Source organism: Amycolatopsis sp. NPDC004378, assembly GCF_053602455.1.
The window spans coordinates 252,999-270,421 of sequence record NZ_JBSGDR010000009.1; the positions used below are offsets into that span (position 1 = coordinate 252,999).

Annotated in this window: 19 protein-coding genes; 13 read left to right on the forward strand and 6 right to left on the reverse strand. The window is 72.4% G+C overall.

Features of this window, described 5'->3' with window-relative positions; translation table 11 throughout:
* The first annotated feature begins 18 nt into the window (after positions 1 to 18).
* The 6 genes from ACWEN0_RS26510 to ACWEN0_RS26535 all read left to right on the forward strand — a co-directional run bounded on the left by ACWEN0_RS26510 (position 19) and on the right by ACWEN0_RS26535 (position 6,973).
* Positions 19 to 1,221, forward strand: a complete 1,203-nt coding sequence (locus ACWEN0_RS26510; RefSeq protein WP_451978818.1) for a sensor histidine kinase — start codon at positions 19 to 21, stop codon at positions 1,219 to 1,221.
* Positions 1,218 to 1,823: a response regulator transcription factor gene (locus tag ACWEN0_RS26515; protein ID WP_451978821.1), complete on the forward strand. Its 606-nt coding sequence runs from the start codon at positions 1,218 to 1,220 to the stop codon at positions 1,821 to 1,823. Before ACWEN0_RS26510 ends, ACWEN0_RS26515 begins: the two co-directional genes overlap by 4 nt.
* Before the next feature lie 13 nt (positions 1,824 to 1,836).
* The gene (locus ACWEN0_RS26520) at positions 1,837 to 2,490 is read left to right on the forward strand and encodes a YdcF family protein (protein ID WP_451978824.1); all 654 of its coding nucleotides are present in this window, start codon (positions 1,837 to 1,839) and stop codon (positions 2,488 to 2,490) included.
* A 34-nt stretch (positions 2,491 to 2,524) separates the two neighbouring features.
* Positions 2,525 to 3,802, forward strand: a complete 1,278-nt coding sequence (locus ACWEN0_RS26525) for a deoxyguanosinetriphosphate triphosphohydrolase (RefSeq protein WP_451978827.1) — start codon at positions 2,525 to 2,527, stop codon at positions 3,800 to 3,802.
* Between the two features lie 271 nt (positions 3,803 to 4,073).
* Positions 4,074 to 5,165 carry a serpin family protein gene (locus ACWEN0_RS26530; protein ID WP_451978830.1) on the forward strand — a complete coding sequence of 364 codons (1,092 nt, stop codon included), beginning with the start codon at positions 4,074 to 4,076 and terminating at the stop codon, positions 5,163 to 5,165.
* Positions 5,162 to 6,973 carry a glycosyl transferase gene (locus ACWEN0_RS26535; protein WP_451978833.1) on the forward strand — a complete coding sequence of 604 codons (1,812 nt, stop codon included), beginning with the start codon at positions 5,162 to 5,164 and terminating at the stop codon, positions 6,971 to 6,973. Before ACWEN0_RS26530 ends, ACWEN0_RS26535 begins: the two co-directional genes overlap by 4 nt.
* A 339-nt stretch (positions 6,974 to 7,312) precedes the next feature.
* On the opposite strand, the gene ACWEN0_RS26540 is transcribed toward ACWEN0_RS26535, so the two are convergent.
* A complete protein-coding gene (locus ACWEN0_RS26540; RefSeq protein WP_451978836.1) occupies positions 7,313 to 7,993 on the reverse strand; it encodes an alpha/beta fold hydrolase in 681 nt (226 codons plus the stop codon).
* A 49-nt stretch (positions 7,994 to 8,042) separates the two neighbouring features.
* Between ACWEN0_RS26540 and ACWEN0_RS26545 the strand changes: the two genes are divergently transcribed.
* On the forward strand, positions 8,043 to 8,582 hold the full coding sequence (locus ACWEN0_RS26545; protein ID WP_451978839.1) for a DinB family protein: 540 nt from the start codon (positions 8,043 to 8,045) through the stop codon (positions 8,580 to 8,582).
* Here ACWEN0_RS26545 and ACWEN0_RS26550 read toward each other — a convergent pair.
* From ACWEN0_RS26550 to ACWEN0_RS26560, 3 genes are read right to left on the reverse strand one after another with little or no spacing between them, the layout of a single operon-like run.
* Positions 8,569 to 8,970 carry a VOC family protein gene (locus tag ACWEN0_RS26550; RefSeq protein ID WP_451978842.1) on the reverse strand — a complete coding sequence of 134 codons (402 nt, stop codon included), beginning with the start codon at positions 8,968 to 8,970 and terminating at the stop codon, positions 8,569 to 8,571. The genes ACWEN0_RS26545 and ACWEN0_RS26550 overlap by 14 nt on opposite strands.
* Positions 8,963 to 9,313, reverse strand: a complete 351-nt coding sequence (locus ACWEN0_RS26555; RefSeq protein WP_451978845.1) for a VOC family protein — start codon at positions 9,311 to 9,313, stop codon at positions 8,963 to 8,965. The genes ACWEN0_RS26550 and ACWEN0_RS26555 overlap by 8 nt, the downstream gene beginning before the upstream one ends.
* A 31-nt stretch (positions 9,314 to 9,344) precedes the next feature.
* Positions 9,345 to 9,944, reverse strand: a complete 600-nt coding sequence (locus tag ACWEN0_RS26560; RefSeq protein WP_451978848.1) for a TetR/AcrR family transcriptional regulator — start codon at positions 9,942 to 9,944, stop codon at positions 9,345 to 9,347.
* Positions 9,945 to 10,046: 102 nt separating this feature from the next.
* Here ACWEN0_RS26560 and ACWEN0_RS26565 point away from each other — a divergent pair, with 102 nt between their 5' ends.
* Positions 10,047 to 10,724: a carboxymuconolactone decarboxylase family protein gene (locus tag ACWEN0_RS26565; protein ID WP_451978851.1), complete on the forward strand. Its 678-nt coding sequence runs from the start codon at positions 10,047 to 10,049 to the stop codon at positions 10,722 to 10,724.
* On the opposite strand, the gene ACWEN0_RS26570 is transcribed toward ACWEN0_RS26565, so the two are convergent.
* Complete coding sequence (locus ACWEN0_RS26570) at positions 10,721 to 11,170, reverse strand: MarR family winged helix-turn-helix transcriptional regulator (RefSeq protein ID WP_451978854.1); 450 nt, start codon at positions 11,168 to 11,170, stop codon at positions 10,721 to 10,723. The two genes, ACWEN0_RS26565 and ACWEN0_RS26570, sit on opposite strands and share 4 nt — an antisense overlap.
* Before the next feature lie 24 nt (positions 11,171 to 11,194).
* Between ACWEN0_RS26570 and ACWEN0_RS26575 the strand changes: the two genes are divergently transcribed.
* The 3 genes from ACWEN0_RS26575 (at position 11,195) to ACWEN0_RS26585 (ending at position 13,976) form a co-directional block, all read left to right on the forward strand.
* Positions 11,195 to 12,553, forward strand: a complete 1,359-nt coding sequence (locus tag ACWEN0_RS26575) for an MFS transporter (RefSeq protein WP_451978856.1) — start codon at positions 11,195 to 11,197, stop codon at positions 12,551 to 12,553.
* A 22-nt stretch (positions 12,554 to 12,575) separates the two neighbouring features.
* Complete coding sequence (locus ACWEN0_RS26580; RefSeq protein WP_451978859.1) at positions 12,576 to 13,142, forward strand: carboxymuconolactone decarboxylase family protein; 567 nt, start codon at positions 12,576 to 12,578, stop codon at positions 13,140 to 13,142.
* A gap of 63 nt (positions 13,143 to 13,205) precedes the next feature.
* Entirely contained in the window at positions 13,206 to 13,976 is a 771-nt protein-coding gene (locus ACWEN0_RS26585) for a hypothetical protein (RefSeq protein ID WP_451978862.1), read from the forward strand.
* On the opposite strand, the gene ACWEN0_RS26590 is transcribed toward ACWEN0_RS26585, so the two are convergent.
* A complete protein-coding gene (locus tag ACWEN0_RS26590) occupies positions 13,948 to 14,901 on the reverse strand; it encodes a sigma-70 family RNA polymerase sigma factor (protein ID WP_451978865.1) in 954 nt (317 codons plus the stop codon). The two genes, ACWEN0_RS26585 and ACWEN0_RS26590, sit on opposite strands and share 29 nt — an antisense overlap.
* Before the next feature lie 32 nt (positions 14,902 to 14,933).
* On the opposite strand from ACWEN0_RS26590, the gene dnaG reads away from it, so the two are divergent.
* Positions 14,934 to 16,853 carry a DNA primase gene (dnaG, locus tag ACWEN0_RS26595; protein ID WP_451978868.1) on the forward strand — a complete coding sequence of 640 codons (1,920 nt, stop codon included), beginning with the start codon at positions 14,934 to 14,936 and terminating at the stop codon, positions 16,851 to 16,853.
* A gap of 1 nt (position 16,854) precedes the next feature.
* Positions 16,855 to 17,376: a hypothetical protein gene (locus ACWEN0_RS26600; RefSeq protein ID WP_451978871.1), complete on the forward strand. Its 522-nt coding sequence runs from the start codon at positions 16,855 to 16,857 to the stop codon at positions 17,374 to 17,376.
* Positions 17,377 to 17,423: the final 47 nt, after the last annotated feature.

Consider the following 17,423-nt stretch of genomic DNA (forward strand, 5'->3'; position numbering starts at 1 on the left):
GGGCGGAGGGGACGAGGGATGGCGGAGTCGGAGCAGCGCCGGTTCGGGCTGAACAGCAAGGAAGCCTGGTGGGAGGACCCGCTCTCCGACCCGGACAGCGGCGGCCCGGACCGTACGCGCTGGCCGATCGCCGGCGTGGTGTTCCTCCTGCCCTTCCTGATCCCGGTCACGAAGTCGCTGGCCGCCCGGCCCGAGCTGGACGCCGGGGTGGTGCTCATCTGGGTGCTGGTCTACGCCTACGCGCTCTGCTACCTGCTGTTCCCGTTCGCCTTCCGTCGGCCGCGGACCGCGAAGCTGGCGTTCGGGATCGGGATGAACGTCCTGGGGCTCGGCGTGGTCGCGGCGACCTCGGCGAGCCCGTTCATCCTGCTCTACGGCACCGCGGTGATGGTCTTCCTGACCCCGGCCGCGTGGGCGGTGATCGTCGACGTCGCGACGCTGCTCGTCGGGGCGGTGCTGCTGCTCGTCGAAGGCAAGTTCCTGGACGACTACGGCGACCTGATCACCGTTGCTTCGGTGACGCTGGCGATGTTCTTCATGGCCAACCTCATCCGCGCCATCCGGCGGCTGGAGCTGGCCAACAAGGAGATCGCCACCCTCGCCGTCACCAACGAGCGCCAGCGCGTCGCCCGCGATCTGCACGACCTGCTCGGGCACAGCCTCACCACGATCACCGTCAAGGCGGGGCTGGCCCGGCGGGTGCTGGAGAGCTCGGGCGACATCCCGCGCACGGTCGAGGAGATCCGCGAGATCGAAAGCCTCACCCGCAGCGCGCTGTCCGACGTCCGCGCCACCGTGTCGGAGTACCGCGAGGTGTCGCTGTCGGCCGAGGTCGCCGGCGCGCGGGCGGCCTTGCGGGCGGCGGAGATCGACGCCGACCTGCCGCACGCGGTCGACAACGTGCGGCCGGAGTTCCAGAGCGTCTTCGGATACGTCCTGCGCGAGGCCGTGACGAACGTGCTGCGCCACTCCGGGGCCAAGCAGGTGACGGTCAAGCTGGGCGACACCTGGCTGGAGATCGAGGACGACGGCACGGCCACCGGGGTCGTCCCGGGCAACGGCCTGCGCGGGCTCACCGAGCGGCTGGACGCGGTCGGGGGCACCCTGCGGGCGTCGGCCCGGCCCGGGGGAGGATTGCTGGTGCGGGCGGAGATCCCGCTGCCGGAACCCCGCGCGGCCGCCCCGGCCGTGCGCGCCGAACCCGCGGGAGGACTCGCTTGATCCGGGTGTTGCTGGCCGACGACCAGGCCATGGTGCGCGGCGCGCTGGCCACCGTGCTCGGCCTCGAACCGGACATCGAGGTCGTCGGGCAGGTCGGCTCGGGCGACGAGGTGGTGGCCGCCGCGCGTGAAACCAAGCCGGACGTCGCCCTGCTCGACGTCCAGATGCCGGGCAAGGACGGCCTGGAAGCCGCCGCCGACCTGCGGGCCGCGCTCCCGTCGTGCCGGGTGATCATCTGCACTACGTTCGGGCGGCCCGGCTACCTGGCCCGCGCGATGGCGGCCGGCGCGGCCGGGTTCGTCGTCAAGGACGCCCCGCCCGAGCAGCTCGTCGAAGCCGTCCGCCGAGTCCACAGTGGACTCCGGGTGGTGGACCCGGCGCTGGCCGCCGAGTCGCTGGCCACCGGGGCCAGCCCGCTCACCGGGCGCGAACGGGACGTGTTGCGGGAGGCCAAGGACGGCAGCACGGTGGCCGACGTCGCGCGCGCGTTGCACCTTTCCGAGGGCACCGTGCGCAACCACCTGTCCGCCGCGATCGGCAAGACCGGCGCCCGGACGCGCGCCGAAGCCGTGCGCGTCGCGGAGGAGCGCGGCTGGCTCTGACAGAATGGGCGCCGTGGGTACCGCTGAACGCAGGAAGCCGACGCGCGCGAACTGGGCGCGCCGCATCGCCTTCGGCACGGTCCTCATGGTGCTCGCGCTCGTCGGTGGCACCGCGTTCCGCGTCTGGCAGGTCGCGCGGGTGAACGACCGCACGCACGCGGACGTGATCGTGGTGCTCGGCGCGGCCCAGTACAACGGCAAGCCGTCGGACATCTACGCGGCGCGGCTGGTCAAGGCGAAGCAGCTCTACGACTCGGGCGTCGCGAAGACGATCGTCACCACGGGCGGCAAGAAGGCCGAGGACAACTTCACCGAGGCGCGGGCCGGCCAGCTGTGGCTGACCCGGCACGGCGTGCCGGCGTCGGCGACCTTGGCGGTCGGGGAAGGCAGCGACACGCTGCGCAGCCTCCGCGCGGTCGCCGAGCAGGTGGAAGCGCGCAGCTGGCACACCGCGGTGCTGGTCAGCGACCCGTGGCACTCCTTCCGCGCCCGGACCATGGCCGACGACCTGGGCCTCGACGCCTGGACCGCGCCGACGCACAGCGGGCCGATCGTGCAGGAGCGCGTCACCCAGTTCCGCTACATCGTCCGCGAGACGGGCGCCCTGCTGTTCTACCGGGTGACGAAGACCCCGGCCGACGACCTGTTCGCCACCTTCCTGGGTTGAGTTTTTTGTCAGTGGCGGCGTTTAGGCTGGTCGGGTGGACTACACCGAGCACGACACCGCCCGCCTGCTGCCGGAACCGGCGAAGGGCGCGGCGCTGCCCGGCACGCGCGAAGACGGGCGAAGCGCCTTCTCGCGCGACCGGGCCCGTGTGCTGCATTCGGCCGCGCTGCGGCGGCTCGCCGGCAAGACCCAGGTGGTCGGGCCGGGGGAAGGCGCCGAGGTCACCGGCGTCCCGCGCACCCGGCTGACGCACTCCCTGGAGGTCGCGCAGATCGGCCGTGGCATCGCCGAGGAGCTGGGCGCGGACCCGGACCTGGCCGACACCGCGGGGCTGGCGCACGACATCGGGCACCCGCCGTTCGGGCACAACGGCGAGCGCGCGCTCGACTCGGTGGCGGCCGCGTGCGGCGGGTTCGAGGGCAACGCGCAGACGTTGCGCATCCTCACCCGGCTCGAGCCGAAGCTCCTCGGTCCCGGCGGCGAGACCGGCGGGCTCAACCTGACCCGCGCGTGCCTCGACGCGACCACCAAGTACCCGTGGCCGCGCAAGCCCGGCATGGCCAAGTACGGCGTCTACCCCGACGACACCGAGGTCTTCGCGTGGTTCCGCGAGGGCGCGCCCGAGGAGCAGATCTGCCTGGAAGCGCAGATCATGGACTGGGCGGACGACGTCGCCTATTCGGTGCACGACGTCGAGGACGGCGTGCTGGCCGGCCGGATCAAGCTGCGCGTGCTCGCCCACGCGGACGAGCGCGCCGCCGTCGCCGAGGCGGCGGCCAAGCACTTCTCGGCGCAGTCGGTGTCCACATTGGAGGATGCGGCGAAGGAGCTGCTGGCCCTGCCGGTGGTGGCGGAGCTGGCTTCGGCGGAGCCCGACGGCTCACCGGGCGCCCAGGTCGCGCTGAAGCGCCTGACGAGCGAGCTGGTGGGCCGCTTCACGACGGCGGCGGTCACGGGCACGCGCGCGGAGTTCGGCGAGGGCCCGCTGGGGCGCTACCGGGCCCGGCTGTGCGTGCCGGAGCAGGTCGCGGCGGAGGTGGCGCTGCTGAAGGCACTGGCACTGCGGTACGTGATGAGCGACCGCCGCCGGCTCGCGATGCAGGAGGGCCAGCGGGAGCTGCTGGTGGAGCTGGTGCACGCGCTGGCCCGCCGGGCCCCGGAGTCCCTGGACCCGCTGTTCGTCCCGGCGTGGAACACCGCCCCCGACGACGCCGGCCTGCTCCGCGTGGTGGTCGACCAGGTGGCTTCCCTCACCGACGCGCAGGCCCACGTCTGGTACTCCTGGCACGTAACCCGCCTCCACCACGGCTAACCCCGTCTTCTCGCGTGCGTGGAGGGGCATCACCCGTGATTGGAGGGGCATCACGCGTGTCTGGAGGGGCATCGCGGTGATGCCCGCTCAATCACGGGTGATGCCTCTCCAGACACGCGGGCCGACCGTCGTGGGGAGGCGAGTCGGGGCGGACCTGGTTGTGGTGGTTCTGGCATTCGGTGGTGGGCTGTGCGGTGGGGGATTTGTCACCCGTGGGCGGAGTTCCGCGTGGCCGCCCGGCGGGGTGAACCGTTCCGGTACTCTCGCCCGCATGGCCACGGACAGCCACCTCCGGTTCGCCCTCGCCGTCCACGCGGCCCTCGGCGCCGGGGGCGCGAACTCCTGTTTCTCGCCTTATTCGGTGGCCAGTGCGCTGACCCTGGCCGCGCGGGCCGCCCGGGGGCGGACCCGCGAGGAGCTCGTCGCCCTGCTCGGTGACCCCGGCGAGCAGATCACCCTGCTCCGGGACGCCGCGCAGCTCGTCGAAGAGGGCCGGGGCGAACAAGCCGAGCTCGCCGTGGCCAACACGCTCTGGGCCGACGACCGGCTCCCGCTCGAAGACTCCTTCAAGACCGAGCTGGCCGAGTGGCCCGGCGCCGCCGTCGCGAGCGCGCCCTTCGAGAAGGACCCCGAAGCCGCCCGCGCCCTGATCAACGAGGACGTCGAGCGCACCACGCGCGGGCTCATCCCCGAGCTGCTGCCGTCCGGCTCGATCGACCCGGACGTCGCGGCCGTGCTGGTCAACGCGCTCTACCTCAAGGCGGCGTGGAAGCTGCCCTTCCGCGAGGCCAACACCGCCGACGCGCCGTTCCACGCGCCGTCCGGGACCCGGGACGTCCCGACGATGTGGCTCAGCGAGCGCGTCGGCTACGCGCACGTCGCGGGCTGGCAGGCCGTGCAGCTCGTCGCGGCGGGCGGGCTGCAGGCCGTCGTGCTGCTGCCCGACGGCGACCTCGCCGACGCCGAGGCGGCCCTCGACCAGGCCGTGCTGACGAGCCTGCTCGACGGGATCGGCGCGAAAGCCGTGGAGCTCGCGCTGCCCAAGATCTCGCTCGACGTCCCGAGCTCGCTCACCGGCGTGCTGCGCGGCCTCGGCGTCACCACGATGTTCACCGACGAGGCCGACCTGAGCGGGCTCTCCCCGGACCCGCGGCTCACCGTGTCCGAGGTGCTGCACCAGGCCGTGCTGCGGGTGGACGAGCAGGGCTTCGAGGGCGCCGCGGCGACCGCGCTGACCATGCGCCTCACCTCGATGGTCATCGACGAACCGGTCACCGTCACGGTCGACCGGCCGTTCCTGCTGCTGGTCCGGCACGCCGGCACCGGGGCCCTCCACTTCGTCGCCAGGGTGGTCGAACCGTGAGCTTGAAGTCCGAAGCGATTCCCGAACTGGTGCCGCCCGCCCCCGAACCACCCGAAGGCCCGAAGCGCTGGGCGTGGCAGGACTCCGCGATCACCGGCGGGTTCCTGCTGTTCACGATCCTGCTCTACAACGGGCTGTGGTTCGACCTCAAGCGCGGCTACCTCTGGAACGGCGCCTCCGACCAGAGCCAGTGGGAGTGGTACTCGACGGTCGTCGCGAAGGCCGTCCTGCACTTCCAGAACCCGTTCACGACGGACCTGCAGAACTACCCGCTCGGCGTGAACATGGCGGCGAACGCGGCGATGTTCGGCCTGAACATCCCGCTCGCGCCGATCACGCTGACCTTCGGCGCGACGCTGACCTGGGCCATCGTGCTCACCGCGGGCCTCGCGGGCACCGCGACCGGCTGGTACTGGGTGTTCTCCCGCCACCTGGTGCCCAACCGCACGGCGGCCGCGATCGGCGGCGCGTTCTGCGGCTTCGCGCCGCCGATGATCTCGCACGGCAACGCGCACCCGAACTTCGTCGTGCTGTTCGTGCTGCCGTTCATCGCGCTGAAGACGATCCAGATCGCGCACGGCGAGCGCCCGGTGCGCAACGGCATCGTGCTCGGCGTGCTCGTCGCGTGGCAGATCCTCCTCGGAGAAGAGCCGCTGGCGATCTTCGCGCTGACGTTCCTCGTCTTCGCGATCGCCTACCTGATCCCGCACCGCGCCGAGATCCGCGGCATGCTGGCGCCGCTGGCCAAGGGGGTCGGCGTCGGCGCGGTCGTCGCTCTGCTGATCGCCGGGTTCCCGCTGTACTGGCAGTTCTTCGGCCCGCAGAGCTTCCACTCGCTGCTGCACGGCTCGGCGGGCAACGACACGGCGGCGTTCACGCGCTTCGCGACGCAGTCGATCGCCGGCTCGCCCGAGGCGGCCGCCGACGTGTCGATGAACCGCACGGAGGAGAACGCGTTCTTCGGCTGGCCGCTGATCGTGCTGATGGTGATGCTCACGATCTGGCTCTGGCGCGACGTCGTCTCGCGGGCGCTGGCGATCACGATGTACGTGATGGCGCTCCTTTCGCTGGGCATCGAAATCACGGTGGCGCACGACGACACCGGCATCCCGGGGCCGTGGAAGTGGCTCGGGCAGCTGCCGCTGCTGGACTCGTTGCTCGAGTCCCGGCTCGCGATGGGGTGCATCCCGGTGGTGGGCGGGCTCCTGGCGATCGCGACGCACCGCGTCTGGACGGCGGCGGCCGAGCAGCCGGAGCTCCTCGAAGGCAAGCAACGCTTCCCGCTGCGCATGATCTGGATCGGCGCGGTGGTGGCGGTGCTCCTCCCGATCGCGCCGACCGCACTGGTGACGCACGAACGCCCGCTCTCGCCGCCGTTCTTCGCGGACGGCATCTGGCGCCAGTACGTCGCCCCGGGCGGCTCGCTGGTGCCGGTGCCGCTCCCCAGCACGGGTGAGGCCGAGCCCCTGCACTGGCAGGTCGACGCCGGCCTCGGCTACCCGATGCCGGAGGGCTACTTCGTCGGCCCGACCTCCCCGGACGACCGCCGCGGCCGCTACGGCGCCGTGCCGCGCCCGACCTCGGACCTGTTCGCCGAGGTGGAGAAGACGGGCCAGGCCGCGGAGGTCACAGAGGCCGACCGCACGCAGGCCCTGGCGGACCTGCGGTACTGGAACGCCGACGTGCTGGTGGTCGGCCCGCGGCAGAACCAGGAAGCGCTCAAGTCCACTGTGGAGCTACTGCTCCGCAAGCCGGCGGAGTTCGTCGGCGGGGTGTGGGTTTGGGACGTGCGCCCGCTGACGCCCTGACGCCCATGCCGGGTCGGTGGCCGCCCGCTTGATTTGGCTCGCGAATGGTGCGCGGGATCGCCGGGGTGGTTGCCGCCCGCCTGGTTTGTCTCACGACTGGTGCGCGGGGCCGCCGGGTCGGTGGCCGCCCGCGGGATGTGGGTGGGCTCGGCCGGGTCGCGGGTCCGGCCTGACGTGTCGCGCGGCCGGAGGGAGGGGTCGCCGGGGTGGCTGCCGTTCGCGGGAGGTGGGTGGGTTCGGCTGGGTCGCGGGCTCGGCCTGTCACGCGGCCGGAGGGCGGGATCGCCGGGTCGGTGGCCGCTCTCGGGATGTGAGCCGGTTCGGCCCGTCCCTGACCGATCATGCGACCGCCAGCAGGATCCGGGCCAGTTCCGCCGGTTGCGACACCATCGGCCAATGGCCCGTCTCCATCTCCACCAGCTCCCACCGGTCGCTCTTCAGCAGCTCCGCCACGTCCGGGCTCGGGGTGTCGCCGTCGAGGAGGCACTTGATGTACGTCGCCGGGAGGTCGGCCAGCGAACCCTTCACCGAAGCCGGTTCCGTCAGCGACGCCGCCGGGTGCGGGGTCGCACCGCCGACGATCCGGGCGATCGAAGCGTCCGAAAGTCCTTGTCCCGCAAAGTCTTCCGCAGCCAACGGTGGCCAGAAGCCGCGGTCGGTCAGCTCCGCGACCTGCGAAGGGCTCCAGAACGACGTGAACGACTCGCCGTCCGCCGGGACGTTCGAGTCCACGAACACGACCCGCTTCAGCCGCCCTCCGATCCGTGAGGCTGCTTGGCCCACCGGGATTCCCGAGTAGCTGTGCCCGACCACGACGACGTCGGACAGGTCGCCACCCTCCACGACGTCGACGATGTCCTGGACGTGCGTCTCCTGCCCGGCCGGTACCGAGCTCCGCTCGGCCAGGCCCGACAGCGTCACCGGATGGGCGCCGTGCCCGGCCGCGCGCAGCGCCGGTACCACGTCGTCCCAGGCCCACGCGCCGAGCCAAGCCCCTGCCACCAGTACGAATTCAGCCATGATCGGAACCTAGCGGACCCCACCGACAATTTCGGTAGAGTCGGCGCCCGTGAGCTCAGTGGACGAACAGGGCCGGCCCGAGCCGCCCGCCGGTGGTGACGAAACCGCCACCCTCCTCGGCTTCCTCGACTTCCACCGCGCGACGCTCGCCTGGAAGTGCGCCGGGCTGGACGCGGCCGGCCTGCGCGCGACGCACCCGCCGGCCACGATGACGCTCGGCGGCATGCTGAAGCACCTCGCCTACGTGGAAGACCAGTGGTTCTCGCGGGTGCTGTTCGGCCGTGCGCACACGGCGCCGTTCGACACGGTGGACTGGGCGGCGAACGCCGACTGGGACTGGGATTCCGCCGCCGACGACACCCCGGAGCAGCTCCGCGCGCTCTGGGAGGCGGCCGTCGCCCGCTCCCGCGAGCTCACCGCGAAAGCCCTGGAGAACGGCGATCTTTCCCAGCGGGCCCAACGCCCGTTGCGGGACGGCACGACCGTGAGCCTGCGCTGGATCCTGGTCCACATGGTCGAGGAGTACTCCCGCCACAACGGTCACGCCGACCTCATCCGCGAGTCGATCGACGGCCTCACGGGGGAGTAGGGCCGACGAAGAGGCAGAACGGGTGACCCGCCGGGTCGGCGTAGACCCGCAACGGCTCCTCGGGATCGTCCGCTTCGTCGGCCAGCAGCCGCGCGCCCAGCGCGAGCGCGCGTGAGTGCTGCTCGTCCAGCTCCGCGCGCGTCTCCACGGTCAGGTCCAGGTGCATCATCTGCGGCCGCGGACCGGTGGGCCACGTCGGCGGCGGGAGCGACGCGACCTGCTGGAACGCCAGCCGTGGCACGCCGGACGCGTCGAGCAGGACCAGCCAGCCGGCGGCGTCGCCCGGGCGGTAGGAGAACCCCAGCAGCCGCCGGTAGAACTCGGCCAGCGCCGGGGCGTCCGTCGCGTCGAGCACGACCTGGCGCAGCCGCGGCACGCGGTCAAGCACGGCGGTGCGCGATCTGGAAGACGTTGCCGAACGGGTCGCGGACCATCGCCCGCCGGTCGCCGTAGGGCGTGTTCGCCGGGGCCTCGAGGCTGGTCGCGCCGCAGTCGAGGGCGCGGCGGTACGTCGCGTCCGCGTCGGTGACGTAGACGTGGAGGAACGCGGGGAACAGCTCCCGCTCGCCCTCGGCCGAGACCATCAGGAGCGAGTCGCCGATGCGGATCTCGGCGGGCCGGCCGCCTTCGGCCTCGCCGGTGGCACCGAAGACCGTGCGCAGGAACGCGACGGCGGCGACGAGGTCGCGCACCACCAGCCGCGGGATCACCGTTGGGAAACCCGGGTTCATACCCGAGCACCCAAGCCGGTTCGCGGCCTGATCACAAGTCCAGGCCGACCAGCTTCACCAGGAACCGGTCGAGCTGCTCGACGGCGGGCGGCCACGGCAGGTCGGGCTCGTTGATGCGCTGCGCGAGCATGCCGTTGACGGCGGTCCGCAGGTCGATGGCGACGGTCGCGGCGTCGTCCGCGGGCGCCAGGCCGGCGTCCATGCACCGCTGGACGGCCTCGGTGGTGCGCGCGACCATCACCTCCTTGAACGGCATGCCGTGGCGCCGGTGGACCGCGCTTTCGTGCAGCACCTTGTAGAGCCCGGCGTGCTCCTGGGCCCACTCGGCCTGCGCGAGGATCCGGGCGCGCAGCGCGTCCGCCGGGTCCGAAGCGGCCGCCGCGGCGGCGTCGCCGGTGCTGACGAGCTCGTCGTGGCAGCGCTGCATGGCGGCCAGCACGAGCGCGTCGCGGTCGGGGAAGTGCAGGTAGACCGACGTCGCGGCGATCGACACCTCGCGCGCGACGGCCCGCAGGGAGAGCGCTTCGTCGTCGGCCAGCTCGTCGAGCATCCGCACGGCGGCCGTGACGATCTCGTCGCGCAGCAGCTCGCCCTTGCCGCGGGCGTTGGGACGGCGTCGGGGTTCGGTCATGGTCGCCCCAGTGTAGCTGGACACCCATTGCGCTACAGGTGTAGCGTCATATGCACTACAGCTGTAGCGCTACGTACGTTCACTAACTGAGGGAGCACCACCTTGACCACCACCGAATCGGCTGTGCTGGACCCGGTGTTCGCGCAGATGGCCGGCGCCAGCGCGAAGTTCGCCGGCGCGATCCCCGAGCTGACCGAACGCGAGAAGACGTTCCTGGGCGTCACGGCGGACGTCTGCCAGGGCAGCCTCGGCTCGGCGTTCGCCGCCCACGTGCGGGCCGGACTGGCCGCTGGAGTGTCCACTTCGGACATCCGCGAGCTGCTGAGGTTCGTCTCCTACGACTGCGGCTACCACGTCGCGACGGCCGGGATCGAGCGGATCGCGGAGTTCGAAGCGGAACTCGGCATCACCCCGGACGAAGCCGAACTGCTGGCGCCGGAACTGCTGTCGACCGGGCCCAGCCCGCTTCCGGAGGCGACCAGGGCTCGGATCGACGAGCTGGATCCGCAGTTCCGCGAGTACTTCGAACTCCAGTCAAGGATGCGCACCGGCCACGGGCCGGGGACGCTTTCCGAGCGCGAGCGCGGCCTGGTCAGCATGAGCGTCGACGTCCACTACCAAACGCTGGCCGACACGTTCCGCACGCACGTCGGCCGCGCGCGGCGGGGTGGCGCGTCGCCGGAGGACGTGCGGGCCGCGCTGCGGTTCCTGGGCCAGTTCGGCGTCACGCGGGCCTGGCACGCCTGGGAAGCGCTGAACGCGATCCTCGCGGAGGGTTAGCCGAGGACCTCGTCCGCGAGGCGGCTCAAGTAGGCCGCGAAGCGCTCGCGGTCTTCCTCGGCCCAGTGGCCCACCAGTGCTTCGAACGCCTGACGCTGGTGGGCCTGCGAAGCGGCGAGGAACTCCTTCGCGGCTTCGGTGAGTGTCAGGACCGCGCGGCGCGCGTCGCGGGGCGAAGTCGAGCGCACGACGAAGCCGTCTCGACCCGCTTCGCCGACCATGCGGCTGGCCACCGAGCGGTCGATGCCCAGCTGACGGGCGACGTCCGCGACGGTCACCTCGTCGCCCGTCGCGCCGTCGATCGCCTGGATGACGAACAGGTTCGGCACCGTCCACGCCGGCGGGGCGTCCGCGTCGAAGCGCTGGACGACGTCCGGGGCCCACTGGCGCGCCCAGTGCCGGACGAGGCGGAAGAGGGCCGGACCGCCCGACCTTGATGCGTGCATAAGGCACGTTATAACGTGTGCTTTATGCACGCATCTCGGAACCTCGCCTTCGCCGGCCTCCTGCTCGGCATGGCCATGGCCCAGCTCGACGGCCTGATCGTCACGGCGGCCCTCCCGTCGATCGGCGCCGACCTGCACGCGCGCACCGGGCTCGTCGCCGTGACCGCCGCTGGGCTGCTCACGCTCACCGTCGCAACGCCGCTGCACGGCAGGCTCGGCGACCTCTACGGCCGCCGGCGCTCCTTCGCCGCGTCGGTCCTGGTGTTCGCCGCCGCCTCCGCGTGGTGCGCCGCCGCGCCCGACGTCGGGTCGCTGATCGCCGCCCGCGCCCTGCAGGGGGTGGGCGGGAGCGGCCTGGTCGTCACGGCGATGAGCGCGCTCGGTGAGCTGTTCGACCGCGACGAGCTGCTGCGCCGCCAGGGCTGGCAGACGGCCGTCTTCGCCGCGGCCACCCTGGGCGGTCCGCCGCTGGGCGGGCTGCTCGCGGCGGGCCCGGGCTGGCGGTGGATCTTCCTCGTCAACCTGCCGCTGTGCGTGCCCGCCCTCGTGCTCGGCCTGCGCGGCCTGCCCGCGAAACCGCGGCGCACGCAGGAGGAGTTCGACGCCGGGAGCAGCGTCCTGCTGGTGCTCGCGGGCTCGGCGGTGGTCGCGCTCGGCACGTTCGACGGCCTCGCTCGCAGTCCACTGTGGACGCCGATCCTCGGCGGAGCCGCCGTGGCCGCGGGGTTCCTGTTCGTGCGCAGGCAGCGGCGGGTGAAGAGTCCGCTGATCTCGCCGAAGGTCTTCGCCGACGCCGTTCTGGCACGCGCAGTCGTCGTCAACGCCTTGGCGGGCGCCGGGCTCTACGGCACCTTCACCTACGTCGCGTTGGTAGCGGCGTTACGAGCGGACGCGGCCGGGACCGGCGTGCTGCTCGTCGCGATGACCGCCGGTCAGCTCGTGTTGTCCGCGTCCTTCGCCGCGCTGGCCCGGAAACGCCCGGAAATGGCGGCGTGGGGCCGGTTCGGCTGCCTGCTCGGCACGGCCGGGCTCGCCGCGGTCGCCGTCGCGGCCGCGCTGGGCGGCACGCCCTGGCTCCTCGCTTCGGGGCTCTTCGCGATCGGTGCGGCTTTCGCGGTCTGTACGTCCGCGTACACCGTCCTGGGCCAGACTCGCGCGAAGCGGGACCTGATGGGTGTCACGCTCGGTTCGCTGACCTTCGCCCGTCAGGGCGGCGGGCTCGCCGGCGCCGCGGTGTTCGGCTGGCTCGCGCTGGTCACGACCGGCGGGCTCGGCGCCGCAGGCCTCACCGTGGTGTTCGCCGCCGCCGCCGCGATCCTGCTGGTGGCGTGGCTCACGGCGCCCGCTGTCACGTCTTCCGAAGCGGTCTCGTCCCCTTCGTGACCGCGAACGAAGGAGAGTCCAGATGCCTCGCATCCCCGCGAAGAAGACGTCCGAAGCCGGCCTGGTGCTGAAGCTGATGTACCGGTTCGCGGGCCGCCGCTACGGCGCGGTGCCCGAGCCGATGGCCGTCGCCGCCCACCACCCGGCCCTGCTCCGCACCTACGCGGTGCACGAGATGCTGACCGAACGGGCGTCGAAGAAGGTGCCGGCGAACGTGCGCGAACTCGCCGTCTACCGCGTCGCGACCAGGATCGGCTGCTCGTGGTGCGTCGACTTCGGCACGATGCTGCAGAAGCACGACGGCCTGGACGTCGAGCGGCTCAAGAAGATCGACGACTACGCGGCTTCGCCCGCCTTCAGCCGTCAGGAACGCCTCGCGATCGCCTACGCCGACGCGATGTCCGGCGACCAGGTCACCGTGACCGACGAGCAGGTCGCCGAACTCGAGCGCGAGTTCGGCCGCGACGGCGTCGTCGAGCTGACCTACCAGATCGCGCTGGAGAACTCGCGGGCCCGGATGAACAGCGCGCTCGGCATCGTCGACCAGGGCTTCACCTCGGGCGACGCCTGCCGCGTCCCGCTCCCGTAGGACCTCCCGAACCCGACCCCGGTGGGACGCGCCGCCGGGGTCTCCCGCGGGACCGTTCCGGGCATGCACCTCGTCGCCGCCGAACGGATCAAGCTCTTCAGCATCGCCACGCCCTGGACGTGCGGCCTCTTCGCGGTGGTCGCGCTGGTGGCCCCGGCCGCGCTCACCGCGCTGACGGCCACCGAGTCACGGCTGCCGCCGACCGTCGCGAGCACCCAGTTCGGCTCCCAGCTCGGCCTGGTCGCCGTGCTGGTGCTGGCCGGGCTCGCGGTGACCGGCGAGTACCACTCCGGCACGATCCACGGCACCTTCCAGGCCGTGCCGAGCCGGACACCGGTGCTGCTGGCCAAGGCCGTGCTGGTGGCCGGGTACGCGTTCGTGCTCGGCGAGGCCGGCGCCTTCGCGGCGTGGCTGGTCGCGCGCGTCCTCGCCCCGGACGCCGACCTCGCCCTGGACAGCGGCGCGGACTGGACGATCGTCGCCGGCACCGGCCCGGTGTTCGCCCTGGCCGCCGTCGCCGGGGTCGGCTCCGGGCTGCTCGTGCGCCACACGGCCGGCGCGGTCGCGCTGCTCGTCGGCTACCCGCTGATGGCGGAGAACGTCGTCCAGCTGATCCCGCGGGCGGGGCAGGCGATCCACCGGTGGCTGCCGCTGAACGCCGCCACGAAGTTCCTCAGCGGCACCGGCGGGGCGAACGCCGGGCGCGACGGCGGCAATGCCGGCGTCCTGTCCGATTCGCCGCTGGGCCCGGGCTGGGCGCTGGCCTACTTCGGTGCCTTCGCCGCGCTCGTGCTCGCCGCCGGGATCACGAAGGCCCGGCTCCGGGACGCGTGATCCGGGTCAGCTTGTCGGGGTTCACGACGTCGTAGATGGCGACGATCTTCCCGTCGCGGATGCTGACCGACTGCACGTGCTCGTCCAGCGCCAGGAAGCCCTCCCGGCCCGGCATCGGCGGAAGGTACATGCCGAGGTCGCCGTTGACCAGCACGGGCGCCCCCCGCTCGACCATGCCGGGTGCGTACTTGTGGGTGAGGCCGACGAAGAACCGGGCGATCTTGTCCGGGCCCACGATGAGCTGGCGGGCGGTGCGGCCCTTGCCGTCCGAGTCGCCGATGAGCACGACGTCCGGGGCGAGCAGCTCGGTCATCGCGCGGACGTCGCCCTGCTGCAGCGCGGTGACGAACTTCTCGAGGATCTTCGCCTGGTCCTCCAGCGGGACGCGCGGCGCCGGGTCGGCGTCGGCCAGCGCCTTGCGGCCCCGTGACGCGTGCTGGCGCGCGGCCTCGACCGAGACGCCGAGTGCGCCGGCGATCTCGGAGAACGGCACCGAGAAGGCGTCGTGCAGCACGAACGCGACGCGCTGCTCCGGCGTCAGCTTGTCGAGCACGACCAGCGCGGCCATCCGGAGGCCGTCGTCGCGGACGGCGACGTCGAGCGGGTCCTCGCTCACCGGCTGCCCGAACGGCGTCACGACCGGCTCAGGCAGCCAGTTGCCCACGTACTTCTCGCGCTGCGCGGCGGCCGACTTCAGCCGGTCGAGGCAGATCCGGCCGACCACGGTGGTCAGCCAGCCGCGCAGGTCGCGGATGGCCGCGCGGCCGGCGTCGTCGAGCCCCGCCAGGCGCAGCCAGGACTCCTGGACCGCGTCCTCGGCGTCGGCGCGGGTGCCGGTCAGCCGGTAGGCGACCCCGATCAGGTGGCCGCGGTGCTCGGCGAACTCCGCGGCTAACGTGTCCTGGGCGGTGGGCGTGGAGACCATGCCCCGAGTGTGCCGCAACGGGCGAGACTAGAGTGGGTGACGTGGCAGGACGGATTCGGGAGAGCGACATCGCGGAGGTGCGCGAGCGGAACCGGATCGACGAGGTCGTCGGGGAGTACGTGGCGCTGCGCCGCGCCGGCGGGGGCAGCCTGAAGGGCCTCTGCCCGTTCCACAACGAGAAGACCCCGTCGTTCAACGTCCGCCCGACGCACGGCACCTTCCACTGCTTCGGCTGTGGCGAGGGCGGCGACGTCATCAAGTTCATCCAGAAGATCGACCTGATCTCGTTCGTGGAGGCCGTCGAGCGGCTGGCCGACCGGGTCGGCATCCGGCTCACCTACGAAGGCGGCGGCGCGACGATCCAGCGCGACCGCGGCAGCCGCACCCGGCTGGTCGAGGCGCACCGCGCCGCGCAGGAGTTCTACGCCGAGCAGCTGGTCACCGACGAGGCGCGTGCCGCGCGGGACTTCCTGTCCGAGCGCGGGTTCGACGCCGCCGCGGCCAAGACGTTCGGCTGCGGGTACGCCCCCGGCGGCTGGGACAAGCTGACGAAGTTCCTGCTCAACCGCGGCTTCGAGGTCAAGGAGCTGCTCACCGCGGGCCTGTCCAAGGAGGGCCAGCGCGGCCCGATGGACCGGTTCCACCGGCGGCTGGTCTGGCCGATCCGCGACGTCGGCAACGACGTGGTCGGCTTCGGCGCCCGGCGGCTGTTCGACGACGACCGGATCTCGGCGAAGTACCTCAACACCGCCGAATCGCCGATCTACAAGAAGTCCCAGGTCATGTTCGGCCTCGACCTGGCCAAGCGCGAGATCGCGAAGCGGCACCAGGTGGTCGTGGTCGAGGGCTACACCGACGTGATGGCGATGCACGCGGCGGGCGTGCCGACGGCGGTCGCGTCGTCCGGCACAGCGTTCGGCGAAGACCACATGAAGGTGCTTCGCCGGCTGATGATGGACGACGACGCCTTCCGCGGCGAAGTGATCTTCACGTTCGACGGCGACGAAGCCGGCCAGAAGGCCGCGCTGAAGGCGTTCGAGGGGGACCAGACGTTCGCCGGCCAGACGTACATCGCGGTCGCGCCGGACGGCATGGACCCGTGCGAGCTGCGCCTGGCCAAGGGCGACAGCGCGGTGAAGGACCTGGTCGCGCGGCGGACCCCGCTGTTCGAGTTCGTCATCCGCAGCACGCTCAAGAACTACGACCTCGACTCGGTCGACGGCCAGGTCGCGGCCCTGCAGAAGACCGTGCCGATGGTGGCGTCGATCAAGGACCGCGCGGCCCGCGACGGCTACGCGTCGAAGCTCGCCTGGTGGGTGGGCTGGCAGGACGTCGCCCAGGTGGTCAACCGGGTCCGCGGCAGCGCGGGCGCGACCGACCGGCGCGGCGGTGCGCCCTTGAAGCAGCCGGCTCGCGCCGGTGCCCCGGCTCCGGCGGCCCCGGCGGCCCAGGACGTCGCGCGCCCGGCGCCGAAGGACCCGCGGTTCGCCGTCCAGCGCGAGGCGCTGAAGGCCGCGCTGCAGCAGCCCGCGATCGCCGGGCCGGAGTACGACGCGCTGCCGCTGGAGGCGTTCACGCACCCGGTGTACGTCGCGGTGCACGAAGCGGTTTTGAAGGCGGGCGGCGCGGGCTCGGGGCTGACCGGTCCGGCGCTGCTGGACGCGGCGGCCCCGCACTGTCCGGAAGGGACGGTCCGGCGCGTGCTCTCCGAACTGGCCGTGGAACCGTTGCAGGCCAAGGACGAAGTCGACTCCCGGTACATCTCGTCGATTCTCGCCCGGCTGCAGGAGGGGCTCGTCGGCCGGCAGATCGCCGAGATCAAGGGAAAGCTGCAGCGACTCTCGCCGGTCGAAGCGCCGGACGACTACCGCGCGCTGTTCGGCGACCTCGTCGCGCTCGAGCAGTACAAGAAGTCGCTGGGCGAGCAGGCCGCCGCCAGCACGTGGAGCTGACATGGGCTTCCTGCGCAGGTTGCTGGGGGACCGCACGCCCGCGGACTTCGCGGGTGCACTGGACCCGGGTGAGGACGTCGTCGACAGCGCCCCGGTCGAGGGCGGCGGCCACCTGGTCGTGACGCCACTGGGGCTGTGGGTCCCCGCCGAGGACGGCGCGCGCCGCGTCGGCTGGCACCTGATCGCCAAGGCGGCCTGGGCGGACGGCGTGTTCACGCTGACGGAGTCGTCCGAGGCCGGTACCGCGGGCACGGCCGTCGTGCTGGCCGACCTGCCGCCGGTCCGGTTCCGGCTGCCGGCGCCGGGCAAGGTGCCGCGCGAGGCCTACCAGCGCGTCGAGGGCTCGATCCGGTCGCGGCACCGGCAGGAGATCGGGTCCGGGGGCGCGTGGTTCGTGCAGCGCAAGGTGCCCGGGCGCGACGGCAGCGTCCTGCAGGTCCGGCCCGACCCCGGCACCGACGTCGAGCTGGTGACGGCCATCGCCGAGCAGGTCGCCGCGAAGCTGGTCAACCCCGCCGAATAGCAGTACGCTCGTACTCAGTACAGGCGTACTGTTTACCGGGAGGCTGC